This window comes from Phenylobacterium sp. (assembly GCF_030693625.1).
GTDB classification, from domain to species: Bacteria; Pseudomonadota; Alphaproteobacteria; order Caulobacterales; family Caulobacteraceae; genus Phenylobacterium; species Phenylobacterium ferrooxidans.
Genome location: NZ_JAUYAF010000074.1, coordinates 23,320 through 44,492 on the forward strand (window position 1 = coordinate 23,320; position 21,173 = coordinate 44,492).

Here is a 21,173-nt window from a genome sequence, read left to right on the forward strand (position 1 = left end):
TCGCGCCAAGCTCCCAACCCCGCTCATCCCGGCGAAGGCCGGGACCCAGGTGAAGCCCACATCAATGTCAGGACGCGCTCAAAGGAGCAGCGACATACCGCCACGCTTTAGATGAATCTGGGTCCCGGCCTTCGCCGGGATGAGCGGGGTCTAGAGAGCCCGCGCCAGCCTCAGGGCCTCGGCGTTCTCGGCCCGGGCGCGGCGGTCGTTGATCGCCACGTCGGCGTCCAGGGAGTCATCGTAGGACACCTCGTCCTCGAAGGGCGAGATGATCGCGTCGGGCAGCAGGTCCATTTCGTTCGGCATCGGACGCTTCTCCAAGGTTAGCGCTCGCCTGTCGCGGGAAGAGCAGGATGCCGTTCATCTCTCGTTAAGAAAAGCGACACTTCGCCGATCGGCCTGACTCTCACGCACTGTTGACCTGCCGGTGCGCGACCCCGGTCCGCGGGCTTTTCAGTGATCGATGATCAGAAAGCGTATTGGCCTGAGCGTGGAACGGTATTTAGATGAAACCCACGCCGCGTCGGGGTCGGCGGACGCAGTCCTGAAAGCAGGAGGGCGTTTCGCAACCGCGAGAGTAGAGCGTCGCGGGAAGGAATTTGTTTTGCAGCGCACCATTACCGAGGGGCCTGACTACTTTCATAAGGTTGTCGATTGCCAGTGGGCCTGTCCGGCCCACACTCCAGTCCCTGAATACATTCGCTTGATCGCCGACGGCCGCTACTCCGACGCCTACATGGTCAACTGGCGTTCCAACGTGTTCCCAGGCGTCCTGGGCCGCACCTGCGACCGCCCCTGCGAGCCCGCCTGCCGCCGCGGCCGGGTCGAGGATGAGCCCGTCGCCATCTGCCGGCTCAAGCGGGTCGCCGCCGACAACAAGTCCGACATCTCCGCCTTCCTGCCCACCGTCGCGCCGCGTAACGGCAAGCGGGTGGCCCTGGTGGGCGCCGGACCCGCCGCCCTGACCGTGGCCCGCGACCTCGCCCCGCTCGGCTATCACGTCGTGGTCTTCGACGGCGACGCCAAGGCCGGGGGCATGATTCGCCGCCAGATCCCCCGCTTCCGCCTGCCGGAGGAGGTGATCGACGAGGAGGTGGGCTACATCACCGGCCTGGGTCTCGACATGCGGCTGGGCCAACGGGTCGACAGCCTCAAGGACCTGCTGGAGGAGGAGTATCACGCGGTCTTCGTCGGCACCGGCGCGCCGCGCGGCCGGGACCTGGACCTGCCTGGCCGCCAGGAGGCCGCCGCCAATATCCACATCGGCATCGACTGGCTCTCCAGCGTCGCCTTCGAGCATGTGGACAGGATCGGCAAGCGGGTCATCGTCCTGGGGGGCGGCAACACCGCCATGGACTGCTGCCGCACCTCGCGCCGGCTGGGCGGCGAGGACGTCAAGGTCATCGTCCGCTCCGGCTTCGACGAGATGAAGGCCTCCCCCTGGGAGAAGGAAGACGCCATCCACGAGGACATCCCGATCCTCAACTTCCTGGTCCCCAAGGAATTCACCCATGAGAACGGCCGCCTCACCGGCGTGCTGTTCGAGAAGGTGGTGGCCCAGTTCGACGAGCGTGGCCGCCGCAAGCTGGTCCCGTCGGGCGAGCCGGACCAGCACTTCGAATGCGACGACGTCCTGGTGGCGGTGGGCCAGGAGAACGCCTTCCCCTGGATCGAGCGCGACCTTGGCCTGGAGTTCGACGAATGGGGCATGCCCCGGGTCGACGAGGTCACCTTCCAGTCCACCCTGCCTCGGGTGTTCTTCGGCGGCGACTCGGCCTTCGGACCCAAGAACATCATCTGGGCCGTGGCCCAGGGCCACGACGCGGCCATCTCCATCGACCGGTTCTGCCAGGACCAGGACGTCCGCGACCGGCCGGCGCCTGGAACCTCGATGGTCAGCCAGAAAATGGGCATCCACGAGTGGAGCTACGACAACGACGTCTCCAACGACCTGCGCCACCGCGTGCCCCTGCGGGCCAAGGACGAGGCCCTGCGCAATGTGAAGCTGGAGGTGGAGCTGGGCTTTGACCTGCAGCTCGGTCTCGCCGAGGCCCAGCGCTGCCTGAACTGCGACGTCCAGACCGTGTTCGCCGAGCCGATCTGCATCGAGTGCGACGCCTGCGTCGACATCTGCCCGGTGGACGCCATCACCTTCACCGCCAATGGCGAGGAGGGCGACCTGCGGATGCGGCTCAGCGCCCCGGCCTTGAACCTGACCCAGGACCTCTACGTCTCCGGCGAGCTGAAGACCGGGCGGGTGATGGTCAAGGACGAGGATGTCTGCCTGCACTGCGGTCTCTGCGCCGAGCGCTGTCCCACCGGCGCCTGGGACATGCAGCAGTTCACACTCGAGATGACCCATGCGGGGGAAAAACCATGCGCCCGCTAGAGGCCGTCAACGACTTCGTCGTCAAGTTCGCCAACGTCAACGGCTCGGGCTCGGCCAGCGCCAACGCGATGTTCGCCAAGTCCTTCCTGCGGATGGGCGTGCCGGTGGCGGCCCGCAACATCTTCCCCTCCAACATCCAGGGCCTGCCCACCTGGTATGAGGTCCGCGTCACCGAGGCCGGCCACCAGGGCCGCCGCGGCGGGGTCGACATGATGGTGGCGATGAACCCCCAGACCTGGGACCGGGACCTGGCCGAGATCGAGCCCGGCGGCTACCTGTTCTACGACTCGACCAAGCCCCTGCCGCCGTCGAAATTCCGCCAGGACATCACGGTTGTCGGCGTCCCCCTGACCGCGATGTGCAACGAGGCCTATTCGGTCCCGCGCGAACGCCAGCTGTTCAAGAACACCATCTATGTGGGCGCCCTGGCGGCCCTGCTGGACATCGAGATCGGGGTCATCGAGCAACTGCTGGCCGAGCAGTTCGCCGGCAAGGAGCGGCTGATCGCCGCCAATGTCGCGGCCCTGCACATGGGCGCCGACTATGTGAAGGCCAACCTCGCGCCGCTCGGCCTTCGGGCGCGGCGCGCCGACAAGGTGGGCGACCGCATCTATGTCGAGGGCAACATGGCCGCCGGCCTGGGCGCCGTCTACGGCGGGGCCACGGTCTGCGCCTGGTATCCCATCACGCCCTCGACCTCGCTCGCCGAGGCCTTCACCGAGTTCTGCGGCGACTACCGGACCGATCCTGCGACCGGGAAGGCCCGCTACGCCATCGTCCAGGCCGAGGACGAGATCGCCTCCATCGGCATGGTGGTGGGCGCCGGCTGGAATGGCGCGCGCGCCTTCACCGCCACCTCGGGCCCGGGCATCTCCCTGATGCAGGAGTTCGTCGGCCTGTCCTACTTCGCCGAAATCCCGGCGGTGATCTTCGACGTGCAGCGCGGCGGCCCGTCCACCGGCATGCCCACCCGCACCCAGCAGTCGGACATCCTCTCGGCCGCCTATGCCAGCCACGGGGACACCAAGCATGTCCTGCTGCTGCCGCAGGATCCGGGGGAATGCTTCGAGATGGGGGCTCTGGCCTTCGATCTCTCCGACCGCCTGCAGACCACCATCTTCGTCATGCTCGACCTCGACATCGGCATGAACGAGTGGCTGACCGTCCCCTTCGCCTGGGACGACAGCCGCACCCTGGATCGCGGCAAGGTCATGACCCATGACGAGCTGGAGGCCGGCCGCGACTTCGGCCGCTATCTCGACGTCGATGGCGACGGCATCCCGTTCCGCACCTATCCGGGGACCCATCCCACCAAGGGCGGCTATTTCACCCGCGGCACCTCGCGCAATCCCTATGCCCGCTACAGCGAGGAGGGCGGCGTCTATGTCGACAACGTCCAGCGCCTGCTGCGCAAGTTCGAGACCGCCAAGGGCCTGGTGCCGGCGCCGGTCCGCCGCGACGCCTCGCGTCCGACCCGCACCGGCGTGATCTATTACGGCTCCACCGGCGCGGCCATGGACGAGGCGTTGCAGGTGATGGAAGCCCAGGGCCGCTTCGTGAACGCCCTGCGCGTGCGCGGCTTCCCCTTCGCCGATGAGGTCTTCGAGTTCATCGCCGCCCAAGACGAGGTCTTCGTGGTGGAGCAGAACCGCGACGGCCAGCTGCGCACCTTGATCATGAACGAGGGCGGGGTCGATCCGGCCAAGCTCACCGCGGTGCTGCACTATGACGGCACCCCCATCACCGCCCGTTTCATCGCCGGAGAAATCGCCGGCCAGCTTAGCCCCGCCGCGCCGACGCCGGAACGCCGCCAGGTTCCGGAGGCCGCCGAATGACCTACATCACCAAGCCCCAGTTGCATCACCCGCGCCTGGTGGAGAACGCCCTCGGCAAGACGCGCCGCGACTACGAGGGTTCGGTCTCGACGCTGTGCGCCGGCAGCGGCCACGACTCGATCTCGGCGGCCATCATCCAGGCGGCCTACGAACTCGACCTGCCGCCGCACCGCGTGGCCAAGCTGTCGGGGATCGGCTGCTCGTCCAAGACCCCGGACTATTTCCTGGGCGCCTCGCACGGCTTCAACACCGTGCACGGCCGCATGCCCTCGGTGCTGACCGGCGCCAACCTGGCCAATCGCGACCTGATCTATCTGGGGGTCTCCGGGGACGGCGACAGCGCCTCCATCGGCTTTGGCCAGTTCGCCCACGCCATCCGGCGCGGGGTGAACATGACCTATATCGTCGAGAACAACGGGGTCTATGGCCTCACCAAGGGCCAGTTCTCCGCCACCTCCGACAAGGGTTCAAAGTCCAAGAAGGGCGTGGTCAACCACGACAGCGCCATCGACCTGGTGAGCGTCGCCCTGCAGCTGGGCGCCACCTTCGTCGCCCGCTCCTTCTCCGGCGACAAGGCCCAGCTGGTGCCTCTGATCAAGGCGGCGCTGAGCCACCAGGGCTCGGCCTTCATCGACTGCATCAGCCCCTGTATTCAGTTCAACAATCATGCGGGCTCCACGAAAAGCTTCGACTATGTCCGCGATCACAACGAGGCGGTGAACACGCTCGATTTCGTGGTGTCGCGCGAGGCGATCCATGTCGACTACGAGCCCGGGACCAACACCCTGGTGACCCAGCACGACGGCTCCGTCCTTAACCTGCACAAGCTGGCCGAACACTACGACCCCACCGACCGCATCTCGGCCATGGCCTATCTGGCCGGCCGCCAGGCGCAGGGCGAGGTGGTCACCGGCCTGCTCTATGTTGATCCCAGGGCGCAGGACCTGCACGAGGGCCTGGAGACCGTGGAGACCCCCCTCAACCAGCTCACCGACGCCCAGCTGATCCCGGGCTCGAAGGTTCTGGAGCGGCTGAACGCGAGCCTGCGCTAGGCCCGGGCGTCAGCAGCACTGCGTCGCCGTAGGGGCCGGCCAGGGCGCCGGTCCGGGCCCAGTCAAGGCTGGTCTGGAAATAGCCCTCGGCATAGCGGACCTTGCGCCGCTCACCCTTGGCGTCCGTCTCGAAGGTGAACATGCCATGCTCGGTTTTCGGGAACTCCAGCACGGTGATCGGACGGCCCTGGGCCTGTAGCGCCAGCAGCCGGCGCCGTGTCTCGGCCACCGGGGCTGCGGTGTCCTCGCCGGCCAGCACCCAGAGCGTCGGGGCCTCCAGCCGCCGAAGGGTCGGCAGGGGGTCATAGGTCCAGGGGGTCTGCTGGTTGAAGGTCGGGCCGACGATACGCAGGATCCAGCTTGGATATTTCGCAAGGTCGCCGGTGAACTCGCCCTTCAGGTCCTTGAACCAGGGCTGCTTTCCGTATCGGGCCTTGGCCGCCTCAAGCCGCTCGAAGCCCGACGTGAAGTTCGAGCCCATCACACCCTCCGTCGCGGTGATGACCTCCAGAGCCCCGGCGCGGGCGCCGGGGCCGTGGGACGCGATGTCCTGCAAGGCCTCGTCGCGGTTCTCTGCGAAGGCGGTGTCGGCCAGGCCATAGCCGACGATCACAAAATCCACCGGGGTCAGGTTCGCCGCAATGGGGGCGACCCAGCCGCCCTGGCTGCCCCCCTCGAACCCGACGCGGCCAGCGCGGGCCCCCGCCAGGCGCCGCGCGGCCATGGCGGCGGCGGCGGCGTCCCGGCCCAATACCTGGAAGTCCTGGGTGTAGGCGCCCGTGGAGCGTCCCGTGCCGCGCTTGTCATAGACGAAGACGCCGACGCCCTGGGCCGGGAACAAGCGCTGGATGGGGTTATAGAGGCTGGCGGCGGTCTTTTCCGACCCGTGGACCTGGACGATGATCGGGACCGGCTGATCGCCGGGCGGCAGGACCAGCCGGCCAAACAGGGTCTGGTCGCCGCTCATGAAGCTGGTCTCGCGAACCTCCAGCGCCACCCGCCGTCCTGCGACTGATCCTTGGGGCGTGACAAGAGTGACGTCATCGCAACGATCGCCCCAGCGCACGGTGGTGGTGTCGGGACGGTCGGTCCAGCCCACGGTGGCCGCCCAGGCCCGGTCGGCGTGCAGCCGGCCGACCTGTCCGTCCTGCAGCCGCCAGCGCAGGTCGGAGCCTTCGGCCGGTCCGATGTCCAGCAGCCGGCCGTCGGCCATCCGGTAGACGCCGATGTGGCAGTTTTGGTCGGCGGTCATCTTTGGCAGCCGGGGCGCGCCGCAGCCCGCCAGCAGGCCCACCGCGACGCCGGCGACCGCCAGATGTCGAAGGGCCATCACGTACGGTCCCAGATCGACTTGAAGCTCCCACCCCCCGTCAGCCGCTGCGCCGGGCTCTGCTTGTCGATGTGACCGATCAGGCCGCGATAGACCCCGTAGCCCACCAGCTCCTGCAGCCGCGGCGCGAACCCCCGCACCCTCTCCGGCGGAATGCCCAGCTGCTGGTTCTCCTGCTGGCGCACGAAGCCCGCGCAGTAGTTCATGGCGATCCCGGTGCGCCGCGTGTCGGTCTGGTTGGCGCCGCCGCCGTGCCACAGGGCCCCGTCCCAGATCAGCACCGAGCCCCTGGGCATCTCGGCGGCGATGGTGTCGTAGGACCCGCCATAGTCCGGGTTCGGTCTCAGATGGCTGCCCGGAACCAGCCGCGTCGCACCGTTGGCCTCCGTGAAGTCGGTGAGCGCCCACATGGAGTTGCAGACCAGCGGCGCGTGCGGCTTGGCCAGCGGGATCACCTGGTCGTCGGCGTGGATCGGCTGGGCGCGCTCGCCCGGGTCGATGGCGATGGAGGAGAGCGAGGAAATCAGGCAGCCCTCGTCCAGCACGCCTTCGACGATGGGCAGGACGGCGGGGTGGACCGGGACCTCGGCGAACACCGGATCATGGACCAGCAGGTTGTAGATCCGCACCGTGCGGTGGCCCTCGAAACCGTTCATCGCCGGCTTGGCGTCCAGCTCGCGTTCCAGCCGCAGCAGGGTGTCGTTCAGCGCCTCCACCAGGTCGGCCGGAATGGCGTTCTCGACGATGGTGTAGCCGTCGCGCTGCACGCGCTCGATATGGCCCGCAACCATGGTTTGCTCCCCCGGCGTTTTGCGCGATCTTAGGCGCCGATCCTCGGAGACGCCATGACCGTCCGCCTGCGCGACCTGACCCCCGACGACAGCGACCGCCTGCTGGCCTGGCGCAACCTGCCCGAGGTGGCGCGCTGGATGTATTCCGACCACGAGATCAGCCGCCCCGAGCACGACCGCTGGTTCGCCGGGATCGCCGGCGACCCCACCCGCCGCTACTGGATCATCGAACTGGACGGCGAGCCGGTGGGCCTGGCCAACCTGGCCGACATCTCCACCGCCCACCGCAAGGCCGCCTGGGCCTACTACCTCGCCAGCCCGGCGGTGCGCGGCAAGGGCGTCGGCGCCTTCGTCGAGGTCTTCGTCCTCGACCACGTCTTCGGCGACCTCAAGCTCAACAAGCTCTGCTGCGAGGTGCTGCTGGAGAACGAGGCGGTCTGGAAGATGCACGAGTCCTTCGGTTTCCAGCGCGAGGCCCTCTACCGCAGCCACGTCTGGAAGGGCGGGACGGCCCACGACGTGGTGGGCCTGGGCCTGCTGGCTGCCGACTGGGCCAAGGCCCGCCCGGCCAGCGTCGCGCGCCTGCGGGCGCGGGGGTTTGTGATCTGAGCCTGCCGCTCGAACAGTGGCTTCCTAGGTCAGAGAATTTGTTCCCTATTTGTTCTTGACAGAGCAACCCCACCGTGAGACGTTCGCCGGTGCGAAATCACTGCGCCTCGCCACCCGCCTAGGCGGACAATGGCTGCAGCAAGAATGCGCTTTGAATCCTGTCCCTGCGCGTCGTTAGAGGCAGAGCCTCCGCCCGTTGAGGGAGGGGACGCGTGTGACCTCCATTCCCATTCACGGAGAAAAAGATGGCCCTAGCGCCACGCGGCCAATCGCGCACCGTGCCGGATCCTGCCGGCGATTTGTACGACCAAGAGATGGCCAAGCTAAGAGCGAAGCGGGAGGCGGAAGATGGTGGCTTTCGTTCGCCTCTTGATGTGGCCCAAGCCGCATTTAACGATTTCCAGGACGGCCCGGATATTCCCCGCCCAAACCTGGCTCAGTCGTTCATTCCGGTGGTCGGGCCTGCCTGGGAGGCGGTCGCCGACCTTCAGGACGGGAACTACGGCGGCGCGGCTTTCAACGGCTTGATGGCGGTCGGAGACGTTCTGCCGGTCGGCGCCGCTGTTAAGGGTCTGAGAGCCGCTAGCAAGGGGATACCCTCACCTCGTGCGGGCCGAAGACGCTCGAGGACAACATGCAGCTCGGAATGGAACTCGTCGATGCGAACGGACGCGGCTGGATTGTCCGCTCTGTCACCCGGGTTGGCAGAGCGGAGTCGTTGCTGAAGAGCCTGCTGTCGATCCTCCTATTCGCCAAGCTGCAATCGCGCATCGAGCATGAGTTGGACGCGCTGGAACCGCTGTCGCTCGACGAGGTCAAGGCGCGCGCCTGCGCCATGCTGGAGGCCTTTCCCGAAGACTACGGACAGTACGACTACTCCGACAACGTGCTCGCCCCTTTGCTGGCCGAGGTCCGCCGCGCCAAGGATATCGCCAGCCTTCCCGAACTGCTGGGGCTGGACAGCTTCAAGGCCTACTGACGCGCGATCAGACCGCCTTAGAACTGTTCCACTCCAGCGCCGCGATCTCCGCCATGCCGAAATCCGGGTTGGCGGCGTGCAGCGTCCCGTAGACATGGCGCACGAAGTCCAGGTCTTCCGGATGGTCCACCGTCCAGCGCAGGTGGGCCAGGGAGGGGGTCTGGGACAGGAACTCGATCCGGAACCGCTTCGGATTGCGGTACAGGAACGGTGTCACGTGCTCGCGGTCATAGGGGTCGGTCGCCTCGAAGAGCGCGGTGCGTAACGTCGCCGCCGTCATCACCTCGATGTCGAGGCCGTGGGGATAGGTGCGCACCTCCGGGGTGTTGCTGGCATAGTCGGCGCGGGTCGCCGCATGGTGCGCGATCACCGCGTCCAGCACCCGCCAGTCCGTGAGCGGACAATCAGCGGTCATCCGCACCACCGTGGCCGCCTCGGGGAAGGCGTCGAGCGCCCGCCCGAACCGCCCCAGCACGTCGTCGAGGTCGCCGCGCACCACGGTGAGGTCCAGCCGCGCGGCGTAGTCGGCCACCGCGTCGTCGCTGGCCTGGTCGCTGGTGGCCAGCACCAGTTCGTCCATCCGCCTCGAGCGCCGCAGCCGCTCCACCTGGCGGCCCAGCATCGGCATGCCCGCCACATCGGCCAGCACCTTGCCGGGCAGCCGGCTCGAGCTCATCCGCGCCTGGATTATGCCTAGGATCATTTGAGCACCTTAACGGGGCCGCCCGCGTCGCGGTAGGCTGCGACCCATGAACCTCTACGACCGCCTCATCACCGCCTCCGACCGTCCCTGCTTCCTGCTCCCGGACGGCGCGCAGATCACCTACGGCGAGCTGGACGCGGGCGCCGGCCGCCTGGCCGCCCTGCTGATCTCGAGGGGCGTCGTCCCCGGCGACCGCGTGGCGGTGCAGACCGACAAGACGCCTGAGGCGGTCATGCTCTACCTGGCGACGCTGAAGGCCGGCGCCGTCTTCCTGCCGCTCAACACCGCCTACACCGCCAGCGAGGTGGAGTACTTCCTCACCGACGCCGAGCCGGCCCTGTTTGTTCAGGACGCCGTGGCGCTCGCCGCCGAGGCCGCCGGCCACGCGCCGCTCGAAACCACCGTCCGGCGCACCGACGACGACCTGGCGGCCATCATCTACACCAGCGGCACCACGGGGCGGTCCAAGGGCGCCATGCTGACCCACGGGGCGCTCTACGCCAACGCCACGGCGCTGACGCAGGCCTGGGGCTTCACCGGCGACGACGTCCTGCTGCACGCCCTGCCGATCTTCCACGTGCACGGCCTGTTCGTGGCCCTGCACTGCGCCTTCCTGGCGCGCGCCCCCATGGTCTGGCTGGCCAAGTACGAGGACGCCCCGGTGCTGGCGGGCCTGGCGCGCTCCACGGTGATGATGGGGGTGCCCACCTTCTACACCCGCCTGCTGGCCAATCCCGGCTTCACCCAGGCCGCCGCCGCCCACATGCGCCTGTTCATCTCCGGCTCCGCCCCGCTGCTGGAATCGACCTTCGCCGAGTTCGAACAGCGCACCGGCACGCGCATCCTGGAGCGCTACGGCATGAGCGAGGCGGTGATCATCACCACCAACCCCCTGGTGGGCGACCGCGTCGCCGGCAGCGTCGGCTATCCCCTGCCGGGCGTGGCCCTGCGCATCGCCGGCCCCGACCCCACCGGCGTTATCGAGATCAAGGGCCCCAGCGTCTTCTGCGGCTACTGGCGCATGCCCGAGAAGACCGCGCAGGACTTCACCGCCGACGGCTGGTTCAAGACCGGCGACGTGGGCCGCCAGGACGCGGACGGCCGCGTCTGGATCTCCGGCCGCGCCAAGGACCTGATCATCAGCGGCGGCTACAACGTCTACCCCAAGGAGATCGAGCTGATCCTCGACGAGCTCCCCGGCGTCACCGAGAGCGCCGTCATCGGCCTGCCCCACCCCGACTTTGGCGAGGCCGTCGCCGCGGTGGTCATCGGCTCCGGCGACGAGGCCGCCATGATCGCCAAGCTGCGCGAACGGCTGGCCGCCTTCAAGGCGCCCAAACGCATCTTCTTCGTCGAGGATCTGCCCCGCAACGCCATGGGCAAGGTGCAGAAGAACCTGCTGCGCGAGGCCTATGTGGGGACGTTCAGCTAGGGGCGCAGCGGCGAGGCGGCCGCCGGCCGGCATTCTTTCCAGCTGCGGCCCGAAAAGCAGCGCCCGGCCTGCATCTCGCGGTAACTGTGGAGGGCGACGTAGGCCATCACGAACGCCATCGCCACGTACGCGAAGGTCTCCGGCTTCACCGCCTCGTCGCCCCTACCGCTTCGGCGACGAAAACACCTTCACCACCACGTCCTCGAAGCTCTCCAGGCTGTCGACGTCGAAGCCGGGGTCGAAGGCCGGCGCGTCCCAGCGGTCCACCAGCTTCTCGGCCATGGAAAACCAGCTCTCCTCGCGGAAGCTCTCGCGCAGGTTCCCCGGCTTGCCCAGGAACTCGTAATAATAGGCGCCCTGGAAATCCTGGTGCCAGTAGATGGCCTTGTAGATGTCGTCGTTCACATAGGGCTTCAGCATCTCAGCCGCGATCGGCCCGTGGTTGGGGATCGACAGCACCTTGCCGATGTCGTGGCACAGGGCGGCCACGACCTCCTCGTCGCTGGCCCCGTCGCGGCGCGCCAGGGTCCCGGCCATCAGGCTGTGGGTCAGCTGGTTGGCGGCGAACCCCAGCTCCATCGGCTCCAGCCGGCGCAGGGTGTCCATGATCTGCATGGGCGCGGTGGTCTGCTGGTGAACCCGGTGCTCCCCGCCGATCACCTTCCAGTGCTCCTGGGTCCCCTGGCGCATGTCCGTGAACATCTGGCTCTCCCTTGATCTCGTTGGCGCTAGCCTAACCCCTCTCGTCATCCCGGCCAAGCGCAGCGGCCTGCGATCAGACAGGCGCCGGCGCGGGCGCGGCCGCGATTGCGCGGGCCAGGGCCAGGCCCGACAGCCAGGCGCACTCCACCCGCGGCCCGACCAGCCAGTCGCCGCAAACCCCCAGGCCGGTTTCCGGCGACCACAGGGCCTCGCTCCCGGCCGCCCCGGAGCGGGCGTAGCGCCAGCGGTGGGCGGCGAGAGACAGGGGCGCGGGCCAGTCGACCCCCGCCAGGTCGGCGAAGGCGCCCGCCAGCCGATCGGCCACCGCCTCGGCCGGCAGCTCCAGATGGGCCGCCGACCAGTCGCGGCTGGCCTGGATCACCCAGGCCTCCGGGCCGCCGCGCCCCGGCTTGGCGCTGTTGCGCGCCGCCCAGCCGATCGTCCCCGGGCTGCGGAAAATGTCGGCCGCCACCGGCAGCGGTTCGGAAAAGGCCGCCATCACCGTCCAGCAGGGCTGGGCCGGGGTCGCCCGGGCCAGGCTCGCGCCCGCCGCGTCGTGGGCGTCCAGCAGCACCGCCGCCTGCTCGGCGGGCGTGGCCAGGATCACCACATCGGCCTCCAGCGGCGGCGCCCCGTCGGCGATCAGGGTCCAGCCCGCCTCGCCCTGGACCATCGCCTCCACCCGGCGGCCCCACACCACGTCCAGGGGCTGCGCCAGGGCGCGGATCGGCGCGTTCATCGCCGGGGTCCCGACCCACGCCCCCTCGCCGGCCGCCGGCCAGGGCGCGCAGACCCCGGCCAGGGCCCAGGCCCGCACCTGGGCCTGAAATCCCGGGTCCCGGGCGGTGAAATACTGCGCGCCATGGTCGAAAGTCACCTGGCCCAGGGGCGTCTCCACCCGCCGCGCCGACATCCGCCCGCCCGGTCCGCGGCCCTTGTCGAGCACCGTGACCGCATGGCCGGCGCGGGCCAGGACCGTGGCGCAGGCCAGGCCCGCCAGGCCCGCCCCGATCACCGCGACGCGCCGCGTCACGTGCGCGCCCGGTCGCGGCGTCGGTCGCCGTGGTCGGGTCGGCGGGGGCCACCCAGCAGGGCCTGCAGCCAGGGCCGGATCTTCAGGAAGCCGAGATAGAGACGCTCCAGCCGCGCCAGCACCCGCGGCGACCGCGCCATCTCCCCCAGGGGCCGCAGCGGCGGCACGGCGCGCCACATGGCGGCGAAGGCCTCGGCGCCCGACAGCAGCGGCCCGCCCGGCGCCTGGGCGTGGAACCGCAGCTTCATGGCCGCGCGGTCGATAGGGCAGGGCTCGCCGATCGACAGGTCGACGAAGGCGACCTTGCCGCCCCCGTCCAGGGCGCGCAGCACCGCGATCTCGTTGCGGCACAACGGACAGTCGCCGTCGTACCAAACCGTCACCTCAACCGCCATCGCCTTGCGCCTCCAACGCCTCCGTCGGTACGGCGCCGCTCGGCTGAGGGATGCAGTCAGGAGTACGGTGACAGGTGCATTCATTGGGCTAACGCCCTGAGGGGCAGAGAGCCGCCGCCGATTTCAATTTAATGCACTGTCACCGAATTTTCGTCACCCAATCTTCCCGGGAGAGCTTCAGTCGAGATCCACCGGAACATATCCCTTCGGAGACCAGGCCAAGGTCCCGCTTGGGCCCTTGCCCGCCGTCGCCAACCTGGCGGTGATCAGGCAAATGACCCCCGTCGGTGCGAAGGTGATCGCCGCCTCGCCCCCCAGCTCGGCAGAGAGGCTGCGTTCAATGAGGCGCGAGCCGAAGCTGCGGCTTAGAGGCGGAACAACTAGGGGTCCGCCGATCTCTTCCCACCGCAGCCGGATAACGTCGGCGTCCTGAGTCCATTGGATGGTTAGCCGGCCCGCCTGCAGCGACAAGGCGCCGTACTTGGCGGCATTGGTCGCCAGCTCCTGCAGGGCCATGGCGATCGCCAGGGCCATCCGCGGCGCCAAGCGAATGCTGGGGCCGCCCGTGACGATCCGGGCGGGGTCCGCGCCGAGGTAGGGGGAGACCGCCAAGGCCACGATTTCGCTGAGTTCCGCCCCTTCCCAGCTCTCGCGCGTCAAAACATCGTGGGCTCTCGAGAGCGCCAGCAACCGCTCCTCCAAAGCGGCGCGGCCCTGCTCCACGGAGGGTGCGGAGCGCAGCGTCTGGGTGGCGATGGACTGGACCGTGGCCAGGGTGTTCTTGACCCGGTGGTTGAGTTCGTTGACCAGCAGGTTCTGCCTCTCGTCCGCCGCGCGCTGCTCGGTCCGGTCGCGAAGAATTTTGAGGAAGCCGATCAGCCGGCCGTCATCCTTGCGGAGCGGCATCATCAGGGTGTGGGCCCAGAAGGGCGCGCCATCCTTGCGCAGATGCCAACGCTCCACCTCCGACCGCCCGCTCGCCAGGCAATGGGCCCGTTCGTGATCGTCGGCGCCCGCAGCCCTGTCCTCTGGGGTCCAGATGGCCGGGAAGCGCCGACCGATGAGCTCTGTCGCGTCCCATCCCAGGATCTGCCGGGCGCCGGCGTTCCAGATCGTCACCCGTTCATCCAGGTCGGTGGCCATGATGGCGTAGTCGCTGGCGCCCTCCAGGATCAGCCGGTAGCGCTCGTCGCTCTCCCGGTGAGCGGCCTCCACGGCCAGGGCCGACTTGGCCTCGGCGATTTCCCGGGCCTGGCTGTAGGTGGAGGTGAGGTCGGTGAGCACCCCGCACAGGAACGCGCCGTCGCCGGAGTCGGTCCTGGTGAGGGACAGCTGCGCCACGAAGGTCTCCGCCCGGTCGGCGCGGGTCAGAACCAGCTCGGCCTTGCCGCCGTTTTTCAGCAGGCGCCGGAAATCGGCCGAGGAGTCGGGCGTCACGAAGGTGGCGAACTGGGCGCCGGTCAGGCGGCTGGCGGGCGCACCCATCATGTCGGCCAGGGCCCGGTTGCCATAGAGCACGTCGCCCTCCTGGCTGATCATCAGCGCCCCGTCGGTCATCTGCTCGATGAGCTGGCGGTAGGAGCGATCGGCGGACTCTAGCGTATAGACTTGGCGATTGTCGGGACCGCCCACGACGACGGCGTCCACCTCCCCATTGCGGATCGCCTCCAGGGTCTCCAGGGCCTCGGCCAGCTGGTCCCGGAGCTCGGAAATCTCGCGCGCCTGCGACAGCGTCGGGCGTTCGGAGGTCAGGCTATTTTCCACCATCGGCGCGTCCGTCTCGTGCCCTCAGGTCCAGGCCGCGCAGCACGCGCTCGGTATCGGAGAGGTCGCCGATGATCCGCCGCACCGGCTCAGGAAACACCTTAATCAACGTCGGCGCCGCGAGAATCTGGTGCTCCGCCGCCGCCTCCGGATGCTCGTAGACGTCGATCACCTCCAGATCGTAGCTGTCGGGAAGCTCGCTCTCGAGCACCCGGCGCAGGTTGTCGATCGCCCGGGTCGAGCGCGGCGTCGAGCCGGTGACGTAGAGCCTCAGGACGTGCTTGGAACTTGCCTCTGGTTCGGCGGCGGGGGGAGGCTCGGGCAAGGTGGTCACAGCGATGACCCCCGGCGGGTCGCGGCGGCGAAGCGGCTCGCGGTAAGCGCCTCCTCCTTGCGCTCATCGACGGTCTCCAGGGCGAGCAGTTCGGCCTCTTCCCGCTCCAGCGCCTCCCGGGTCTCGGCGATCTGCCGCTCGGCGGCGTTGCGCTTCTGGACGAACTCCCGGTGACGGCGGTTGACCTCGTCCAGGCGCTCCAGAGCCGCGGCCTCTTCCTGCGCCTCCTGCACGATGCGGGCGCTGCCGGTCATCACGCCGTGCGGCCCGATATAGGGCTCGATCAGGGTCACCCCGCCGCTCCCCAGCAGATATTCGCGGATCTGGTTGGAGTGGCTCATGCCCCGGGCCTTGAGCACGAACAGACCGCGGTTGCGTTCGCCGTTGGCCTGCAGATCGTGCAGGCCGATCCAGACGTCCATCAGGGATGACAGACTCTGGTCGTTGCGGTCATGATGGTCGGCGCTGATCAGGTTGTTGAAGACTCCGGTGATCCCCTTGACCTTCAGGTAGTCCACCAGCCGCAACAGGGTGGCGTGGATTTCACTCTCCGAGCCCCGGAAGGCGGAGATCGGGTCCACCACCACGACGGCGGGGTTGAACGCCTCGATCTGGCGGATCATCAGCACCAGGTGCATCTCCAGCCCGAACAGGCTGGGCCGGGCCGACTCAAACCGCAGCAGGCCGCTGGCCACATGCGCCCCCAGGTCCAGGCCGACCGACTGCATGTTGCGCACGATCTGCTCGGGGGACTCCTCGAAGGAGAAGTAGATCGCCTTCTGGCCCGCCACGCAGGCGGCGTTGACGAATTGCGATCCGAAGGTGGTCTTGCCGGTGCCTGACGGACCAGACAGCAGCACGCTGGAGCCGCGATAGAAGCCGCCGATGCCCAACATGGCGTCGATCCCGCCGATCCCGCTGGACACCACCTCGTCGGAGATCGAGTGCGACAGCCCCGCCGAGGTCACCGGCAGGACACTGATGCCGCCCTGGTCGATCAGGAACGGGTACTCATTGGTGCCGTGGGCCGAGCCCCGGTATTTCATCACCCGCAGACGCCGGGTGGTGATCTGCTCCTCGACCCGGTTGTCCAGGGCGATCACGCAGTCGGAGACGTACTCCTCCAGGCCGTGCCGGGTCAACTGGCCCTCGGCGCCGCGCTCGGCGGTGATCATCGCGGTCACGCCGCGATCCTTCAGCCACTGGAACAGCCGCCGCAACTCGGCCCGCAGGACGGGGCCATCGCCAAGGCCCGAGAACAGGGCCTCCAGCGTGTCCAGCACCACCCGCTTGGCGCCGATCTTGTCGATGGCGTGGCCCAGCCGGATGAACAGGGCTTCCAGGTCGTACTCGCCGCTCTGCTCGATCTCGCTGCGCTCGACCCGCACATAGTCGATGATCAGCCGGTTCTCGGCTATCAGCCCCGGCAGGTCGTAGCCCAGCGAACTGACGTTCTCCACCAGGTCCTGGGCCCGCTCCTCAAAGCTCATCAGGACGCCGGGCTCGCCGTGCTCGGTGGCGCCCTTGACCAGGAAGGTCAGGGCGAACAGCGTCTTGCCGCACCCAGCCGCCCCGGCGATCAGGGTCGGACGCCCCGCCGGCAAACCGCCAAAGGTGATCTCGTCTAAGCCCGCGACCCCGCTCGGCGCCTTGAGGAGCTGGGCGGCCATCGCCTTTGTGTGAATTGTCATCGCCACCCTCCTCGAGCGCGAAGCGCACGTCTGATCAGTACAAGACCCCCGACGCTGCGTCCTGCCGAAATCTCACAGGTTGAAAAACGGTCCGCGCTCAGAGGGCTGGGCCGACCCGCACCTGCTAGGCTCACGGCGCCCCATGCCGCCGGCAGATGGTGCAGGTGCACGCGGTCACCTCGACGGGCGCGGCCTCACAGGTGAGTCAGACGGCGGCGCAGTGGCAGGTGGCGAGGGTGCCTTCGCACCCACCCCCCACATTGACCCCGCCCCCAGCTTCGCCCTAAACCCACCGTTGCGACAGGTTCTCCGAGAGGAGATGAAAAGGGAACTCGGGTGGAAAACCCGGGCTGCCCCCGCAACTGTAAGCGGCGAGCCCGCGCGCCATCAGCCACTGGGTCCTTCGGGGTCTGGGAAGGCGGCGCGCAAAGGGTGCTGACCCGTGAGCCAGGAGACCTGCCTGACGCAGTCGTCCTTCGACCGGCCGGGGTGCGCCGAGCGAACGGGGATTGTCCCGAGAGGCGACGTTTGTTGGGCCGCGGCCCGGCGATCGTGCGCCCTGACGCCCACCCCGGCGTCCTGACGTCCTGTCGCTGAGCGGCGGTTCGTCGTCAGATGAAGGGGCAAGACCCATGAAGACCTATCTCCAATCGACCTCCGCCGCCGCGCTTGCCGTGGCTCTGTTCAGCTCAAGCGCGGCGCTCGCCGACGACACGGCGCGTGTCTCTGTGACCCCCACCCCCGACGCGGCCGGGCCGGAGGCGGCCAACCCGCTAGCTGAGCTGATCGTCACCGCCGCCCGCGGGCCGCAGGACCCGGCCAGGGTGGGGCAGTCGGTCACCGTCCTGACCGCGGCCGACATCGCCGCGCGCCAGCAGTTGCTGGTCTCCGACCTGGTCTCGCGCACCGTGGGCGTGGCCATGTCGCGCAATGGCGGGCCGGGCGGCATCACCACCCTGCGCATCCGCGGGGCGGAGGGCGACCAGACCGTGGCCGTGGTGGACGGGGTGAAGATCAACGACCCGTCGGCGCCCGGCGGCGGCTACAACTTCGCCAATCTGCTGACCGGCGACGTGGCGCGCATCGAGATCCTGCGCGGCGCCCAGTCGACCCTGTGGGGCGGCCAGGCCATCGGCGGGGTGATCAACCTCGTCACCGCCGAGCCGGCGGGGGCCTTCGAGGGCGGGCTGCAGGCCGAGGCGGGCACGCAGGAGACCAGCTATCTGCGCGGCGCGGTGGCGGGGCGCAGCGACCACCTGGTCTGGCGGCTGTCGGCTAGCCGCTATGAGACCGGCGGCGTCTCGGCCTATGCCGGGGGGGCGGAGGACGACGGCTATCGCCAGGCCGCGGTGAGCGGGCGGGCCCGGGTGATCGTTTCGAACGACCTCTCCCTGGACCTGCGGGCGGTCTATACGAAGAACCGCAATGACTTCGACGGCTTCCCGGCCCCGGCCTACGCCTTCGCCGACACCGGCCAGTATGCGCAGATCGAGGAGCTGGTGGCCTATGGCGGCCTGAACCTCGCCCTGCTGGACGGCCGGCTGAAGAACCGCCTGGCCTTCGGCTACACCAACTCCGACAGCCTGAACTATGACCCGGCCCAGGCGGTGACACCGGTTACCTTCGACTCCACCGGCCGCAATCGGCGCTGGGAGTACCAGGGGAGCCTGGAGATTACGCCGGCCTGGATCGCCACCTTCGGGGCGGAGCGGGAGCAGGCCAGCTTCCGCAGCCGCGCGCCCTCGGCCTTTGCGCCGTCGCCGGTGGCGGCCCGGGCGGAGGTGGGGATCGACAGCCTCTATGCTCAGGTTCGTGGGGACCTCAGCGATCACCTGTCGGTCAGTGTCGGCCTGCGGCGCGACAGCCACGACACCTTCGGCGACCACACGCTCGGGCAGGTGGCCGGCGCCTGGTCTATTGGCGAGGCAACCATTCTGCGCGCCAGTTTCGGCCAAGGATTCAAGGCCCCGACCCTCTATCAGCTCTACAGCGCCTACGGGAACCTGGGGCTGGCGGCCGAGCAGGCGGACGGCTGGGACCTGGGCGTCGAGCACGCGGTGGGCGACGGTTGGCTGGTGGTGGCGGCCACCGGCTTCTGGCGCGACACCGAGAACCAGATCGACTTCGTCTCCTGCGCCTTCGGGTCGCTGGCGGCGGTCTGCAACCCGGGCGGGGTGGCGCGGTTCGGCTATTACGACAACACCGCAAAGACGGCTGCGCAAGGGGTTGAGCTCACCGCGGCGGTCGAACGGGGCGCCTTCAGCCTCGACGCCAACTACAGCTGGACCCACACCGAGAACCGCTCGGCGGGCGCCAACCGGGGCAAGCAGCTGGCCCGCCGGCCCGAGCACCAGGCCAACCTGGCGGCGACCTGGCGATGGCGCTCTGGTCTCTCCGCGACGGCCGACATACGCCACGTCGGGGCCAGCTTCGACAACGCGGCCAACAGCTATGTCCTGCAGCCCCACACCCTGCTGGACTTGCGGGCGTCCTACCCGATCAACGACACCTTCGAGGTCTATGGCCGGATCGATAACGTCCTCGACGACAGCTACGAGACGGTGCGGAACTACGGAACCCTGGGCCGCGCCGCGACGGTGGGCGTGCGCGCCAAGTTCTGACGCCATAAGGGTTTGCGGCGGGGGAGGGCCTCCGCCGCGGCTCCTCTGGAGGGTCCCATGGCCGCGCTGATGATCCAGGGCTGCGGGTCCGATGTGGGCAAGTCGGTGCTGGTCGCCGGCCTTTGCCGGCTGTTCGCCAACCGCGGCCTGAGGGTCGCCCCCTTCAAGCCGCAGAACATGTCCAACAACGCCGCGGTCACCGCCGACGGCGGCGAGATCGGCCGCGCCCAGGCCCTCCAGGCCCTGGCCTGCCGGGTCCCGCCCACCGTCGACATGAACCCCGTCCTGCTCAAGCCCCAGAGCGACACCGGGGCCCAGGTGGTGGTCCGGGGCAAGGCGGTCGGGACCTTCGAAGCCGCCGCCTACCAGGCCCGGAAGGGGGCGTGGCTGGAGGTGGTGCTGGACAGCTTCGCCCGCCTGGAGGCCGCCCACGACCTGGTGCTGGTGGAGGGCGCGGGCAGCCCCGCCGAGACCAACCTGCGGGCCGGCGACATCGCCAATATGGGCTTCGCCCGGGCCGCCGGCGTGCCCGTCGTCCTGGTGGGCGACATCGACCGGGGCCATGTGATCGCCGCCCTGGTCGGCGCCCACGCGGTGCTCGATCCTGACGACGCCGCGATGATCAAAGGCTTTCTGATCAACAAGTTCCGCGGCGACCCCGCCCTGTTCGACGCAGGCCGCGCGGAGATCGTGGCCCGCACCGGCTGGCGCGACTACGGCATGGCGCCCTGGCTGGCGGCCGCCCGCCGCCTGCCCGCCGAGGACGCCCTGGTCTTCGATCCGAGCACGGGCGCGAAGACGAAGATCGCCGTGCCCCTGCTGTCGCGGATCGCCAATTTCGACGACCTCGACCCCCTGCGCGCCGAGCCGCAGGTGGACCTGGTGTTCGTGCCCCCCGGGACCGCCCTGCCGGGCGACGCCGACCTGGTGATTCTGCCGGGGACCAAGTCCACCCTGGCTGACCTCGCCTTCCTGCGCGCCCAGGGCTGGGACATCGACCTCGCCGCCCACGTCCGGCGCGGCGGCCGGGTGCTGGGCATCTGCGGCGGCTTCCAGATGCTGGGCCGCGCCGTGGCTGATCCCCTCGGGCTGGAGGGCCCCGCGGGCAGCGCCCCGGGCCTTGGCCTGCTGGACATCGAGACCGTGCTGGCGGGCGACAAGGTGCTGGCGCCCACGGCCGGCCGCCTCACCGGCGGCGCGCGGTTCGAGGGCTACGAGATCCACCTGGGCCGCACCTCCGGACCCGGCCTCGCCCGGCCGTTCCTGGTGGGGGATGACGGCGCGCCCGGCGGCGCGGTCTCCGCCGACGGGGCCATCGCCGGCGCCTATGTCCACGGCCTGTTCAATACGGGCGAGGCGCGCGCCGCCCTGCTGGCGCAACTGGGCGCGGCGTCCCAGGGCGGCGACCACGGCGCGGCGGTGGACGCGGCCCTGGACGAGCTGGCCCTGGCCCTGGGGCAGGCCTTCGACATCGAGGCCCTGGCCGCCATCGCAGGTCTGCGCCCCTGAGCGT

General features: G+C 69.2%; 19 protein-coding genes and 1 riboswitch. Of the genes, 8 read left to right on the forward strand and 11 right to left on the reverse strand.

Translation table 11 applies throughout. The features are described 5' to 3' along the window. Positions 1 to 150: 150 nt before the first annotated feature. A complete protein-coding gene (locus Q8N10_RS17205) occupies positions 151 to 306 on the reverse strand; it encodes a hypothetical protein (protein WP_304777220.1) in 156 nt (51 codons plus the stop codon). Between the two features lie 298 nt (positions 307 to 604). Between Q8N10_RS17205 and Q8N10_RS17210 the strand changes: the two genes are divergently transcribed. The 3 genes from Q8N10_RS17210 to Q8N10_RS17220 are packed head-to-tail and all read left to right on the forward strand — an operon-like array spanning position 605 to position 5,276. Continuing rightward, a complete protein-coding gene (locus Q8N10_RS17210; RefSeq protein ID WP_304777221.1) occupies positions 605 to 2,389 on the forward strand; it encodes an FAD-dependent oxidoreductase in 1,785 nt (594 codons plus the stop codon). After that, positions 2,377 to 4,224: a 2-oxoacid:acceptor oxidoreductase subunit alpha gene (locus tag Q8N10_RS17215; RefSeq protein ID WP_304777222.1), complete on the forward strand. Its 1,848-nt coding sequence runs from the start codon at positions 2,377 to 2,379 to the stop codon at positions 4,222 to 4,224. Before Q8N10_RS17210 ends, Q8N10_RS17215 begins: the two co-directional genes overlap by 13 nt. Further along, complete coding sequence (locus Q8N10_RS17220) at positions 4,221 to 5,276, forward strand: 2-oxoacid:ferredoxin oxidoreductase subunit beta (RefSeq protein WP_305663961.1); 1,056 nt, start codon at positions 4,221 to 4,223, stop codon at positions 5,274 to 5,276. The genes Q8N10_RS17215 and Q8N10_RS17220 overlap by 4 nt, the downstream gene beginning before the upstream one ends. Here the strand turns inward: Q8N10_RS17220 and Q8N10_RS17225 are convergent. Together Q8N10_RS17225 and Q8N10_RS17230 are read right to left on the reverse strand one after the other, a co-directional pair. Continuing rightward, on the reverse strand, positions 5,212 to 6,606 hold the full coding sequence (locus Q8N10_RS17225; protein WP_304777224.1) for a S9 family peptidase: 1,395 nt from the start codon (positions 6,604 to 6,606) through the stop codon (positions 5,212 to 5,214). The genes Q8N10_RS17220 and Q8N10_RS17225 overlap by 65 nt on opposite strands. Continuing rightward, positions 6,606 to 7,397: a phytanoyl-CoA dioxygenase family protein gene (locus Q8N10_RS17230; RefSeq protein ID WP_304777225.1), complete on the reverse strand. Its 792-nt coding sequence runs from the start codon at positions 7,395 to 7,397 to the stop codon at positions 6,606 to 6,608. Before Q8N10_RS17230 ends, Q8N10_RS17225 begins: the two co-directional genes overlap by 1 nt. Positions 7,398 to 7,451: 54 nt before the next feature. On the opposite strand from Q8N10_RS17230, the gene pseH reads away from it, so the two are divergent. Both pseH and Q8N10_RS17240 read left to right on the forward strand, forming a co-directional pair. Further along, complete coding sequence (pseH, locus tag Q8N10_RS17235) at positions 7,452 to 8,006, forward strand: UDP-4-amino-4,6-dideoxy-N-acetyl-beta-L-altrosamine N-acetyltransferase (RefSeq protein ID WP_304777226.1); 555 nt, start codon at positions 7,452 to 7,454, stop codon at positions 8,004 to 8,006. Between the two features lie 634 nt (positions 8,007 to 8,640). Continuing rightward, the gene (locus Q8N10_RS17240) at positions 8,641 to 8,985 is read left to right on the forward strand and encodes a hypothetical protein (RefSeq protein WP_304777227.1); all 345 of its coding nucleotides are present in this window, start codon (positions 8,641 to 8,643) and stop codon (positions 8,983 to 8,985) included. A 7-nt stretch (positions 8,986 to 8,992) separates the two neighbouring features. On the opposite strand, the gene Q8N10_RS17245 is transcribed toward Q8N10_RS17240, so the two are convergent. Then, positions 8,993 to 9,688: a glycosyltransferase family protein gene (locus Q8N10_RS17245; protein ID WP_304777228.1), complete on the reverse strand. Its 696-nt coding sequence runs from the start codon at positions 9,686 to 9,688 to the stop codon at positions 8,993 to 8,995. A 46-nt stretch (positions 9,689 to 9,734) separates the two neighbouring features. Here Q8N10_RS17245 and Q8N10_RS17250 point away from each other — a divergent pair, with 46 nt between their 5' ends. Beyond that, positions 9,735 to 11,120, forward strand: coding sequence for an AMP-binding protein (locus Q8N10_RS17250; protein WP_304777229.1), 1,386 nt, complete (start codon positions 9,735 to 9,737; stop codon positions 11,118 to 11,120). Here the strand turns inward: Q8N10_RS17250 and Q8N10_RS17255 are convergent. The 7 genes from Q8N10_RS17255 to kaiC form a co-directional block, all read right to left on the reverse strand. Continuing rightward, on the reverse strand, positions 11,117 to 11,269 hold the full coding sequence (locus Q8N10_RS17255; RefSeq protein WP_304777230.1) for a hypothetical protein: 153 nt from the start codon (positions 11,267 to 11,269) through the stop codon (positions 11,117 to 11,119). The genes Q8N10_RS17250 and Q8N10_RS17255 overlap by 4 nt on opposite strands. 13 nt (positions 11,270 to 11,282) lie before the next feature. Next, the gene (locus Q8N10_RS17260) at positions 11,283 to 11,822 is read right to left on the reverse strand and encodes an HD domain-containing protein (protein WP_304777231.1); all 540 of its coding nucleotides are present in this window, start codon (positions 11,820 to 11,822) and stop codon (positions 11,283 to 11,285) included. Positions 11,823 to 11,895: 73 nt separating this feature from the next. Then, positions 11,896 to 12,855, reverse strand: coding sequence for an NAD(P)/FAD-dependent oxidoreductase (locus Q8N10_RS17265; RefSeq protein WP_304777232.1), 960 nt, complete (start codon positions 12,853 to 12,855; stop codon positions 11,896 to 11,898). Continuing rightward, the gene (locus tag Q8N10_RS17270; protein WP_304777233.1) at positions 12,852 to 13,250 is read right to left on the reverse strand and encodes a thiol-disulfide oxidoreductase DCC family protein; all 399 of its coding nucleotides are present in this window, start codon (positions 13,248 to 13,250) and stop codon (positions 12,852 to 12,854) included. The genes Q8N10_RS17265 and Q8N10_RS17270 overlap by 4 nt, the downstream gene beginning before the upstream one ends. A gap of 177 nt (positions 13,251 to 13,427) precedes the next feature. After that, positions 13,428 to 15,017: a sensor histidine kinase gene (locus Q8N10_RS17275; protein WP_304777234.1), complete on the reverse strand. Its 1,590-nt coding sequence runs from the start codon at positions 15,015 to 15,017 to the stop codon at positions 13,428 to 13,430. Continuing rightward, entirely contained in the window at positions 15,004 to 15,339 is a 336-nt protein-coding gene (locus Q8N10_RS17280) for a circadian clock KaiB family protein (protein WP_304777235.1), read from the reverse strand. Before Q8N10_RS17280 ends, Q8N10_RS17275 begins: the two co-directional genes overlap by 14 nt. A gap of 5 nt (positions 15,340 to 15,344) precedes the next feature. Then, entirely contained in the window at positions 15,345 to 17,039 is a 1,695-nt protein-coding gene (gene kaiC / locus Q8N10_RS17285; protein ID WP_304777236.1) for a circadian clock protein KaiC, read from the reverse strand. Positions 17,040 to 17,324: 285 nt separating this feature from the next. Beyond that, positions 17,325 to 17,518, forward strand: a riboswitch (cobalamin riboswitch). 153 nt (positions 17,519 to 17,671) lie between these two features. Here kaiC and Q8N10_RS17290 point away from each other — a divergent pair. Continuing rightward, a complete protein-coding gene (locus Q8N10_RS17290) occupies positions 17,672 to 19,660 on the forward strand; it encodes a TonB-dependent siderophore receptor (protein ID WP_304777237.1) in 1,989 nt (662 codons plus the stop codon). A 57-nt stretch (positions 19,661 to 19,717) separates the two neighbouring features. Further along, complete coding sequence (locus tag Q8N10_RS17295) at positions 19,718 to 21,169, forward strand: cobyric acid synthase (RefSeq protein ID WP_304777238.1); 1,452 nt, start codon at positions 19,718 to 19,720, stop codon at positions 21,167 to 21,169. Positions 21,170 to 21,173: the final 4 nt, after the last annotated feature.

Bases quoted from the DNA above. Each gene is read 5' to 3' on its own strand.
- Q8N10_RS17295 (WP_304777238.1), top strand. From the start codon at position 19,718: ATGGCCGCGCTGATGATCCAGGGCTGCGGGTCCGATGTGGGCAAGTCG.
- Q8N10_RS17230 (WP_304777225.1), bottom strand. From the start codon at position 7,397: ATGGTTGCGGGCCATATCGAGCGCGTGCAGCGCGACGGCTACACCATC.
- Q8N10_RS17260 (WP_304777231.1), bottom strand. From the start codon at position 11,822: ATGTTCACGGACATGCGCCAGGGGACCCAGGAGCACTGGAAGGTGATC.
- Q8N10_RS17205 (WP_304777220.1), bottom strand. From the start codon at position 306: ATGCCGAACGAAATGGACCTGCTGCCCGACGCGATCATCTCGCCCTTC.
- Q8N10_RS17225 (WP_304777224.1), bottom strand. From the start codon at position 6,606: ATGGCCCTTCGACATCTGGCGGTCGCCGGCGTCGCGGTGGGCCTGCTG.
- Q8N10_RS17240 (WP_304777227.1), top strand. From the start codon at position 8,641: ATGCAGCTCGGAATGGAACTCGTCGATGCGAACGGACGCGGCTGGATT.
- Q8N10_RS17270 (WP_304777233.1), bottom strand. From the start codon at position 13,250: ATGGCGGTTGAGGTGACGGTTTGGTACGACGGCGACTGTCCGTTGTGC.
- pseH (WP_304777226.1), top strand. From the start codon at position 7,452: ATGACCGTCCGCCTGCGCGACCTGACCCCCGACGACAGCGACCGCCTG.
- Q8N10_RS17245 (WP_304777228.1), bottom strand. From the start codon at position 9,688: ATGATCCTAGGCATAATCCAGGCGCGGATGAGCTCGAGCCGGCTGCCC.
- Q8N10_RS17275 (WP_304777234.1), bottom strand. From the start codon at position 15,017: ATGGTGGAAAATAGCCTGACCTCCGAACGCCCGACGCTGTCGCAGGCG.
- Q8N10_RS17290 (WP_304777237.1), top strand. From the start codon at position 17,672: ATGAAGACCTATCTCCAATCGACCTCCGCCGCCGCGCTTGCCGTGGCT.
- Q8N10_RS17215 (WP_304777222.1), top strand. From the start codon at position 2,377: ATGCGCCCGCTAGAGGCCGTCAACGACTTCGTCGTCAAGTTCGCCAAC.
- kaiC (WP_304777236.1), bottom strand. From the start codon at position 17,039: ATGACAATTCACACAAAGGCGATGGCCGCCCAGCTCCTCAAGGCGCCG.
- Q8N10_RS17220 (WP_305663961.1), top strand. From the start codon at position 4,221: ATGACCTACATCACCAAGCCCCAGTTGCATCACCCGCGCCTGGTGGAG.
- Q8N10_RS17250 (WP_304777229.1), top strand. From the start codon at position 9,735: ATGAACCTCTACGACCGCCTCATCACCGCCTCCGACCGTCCCTGCTTC.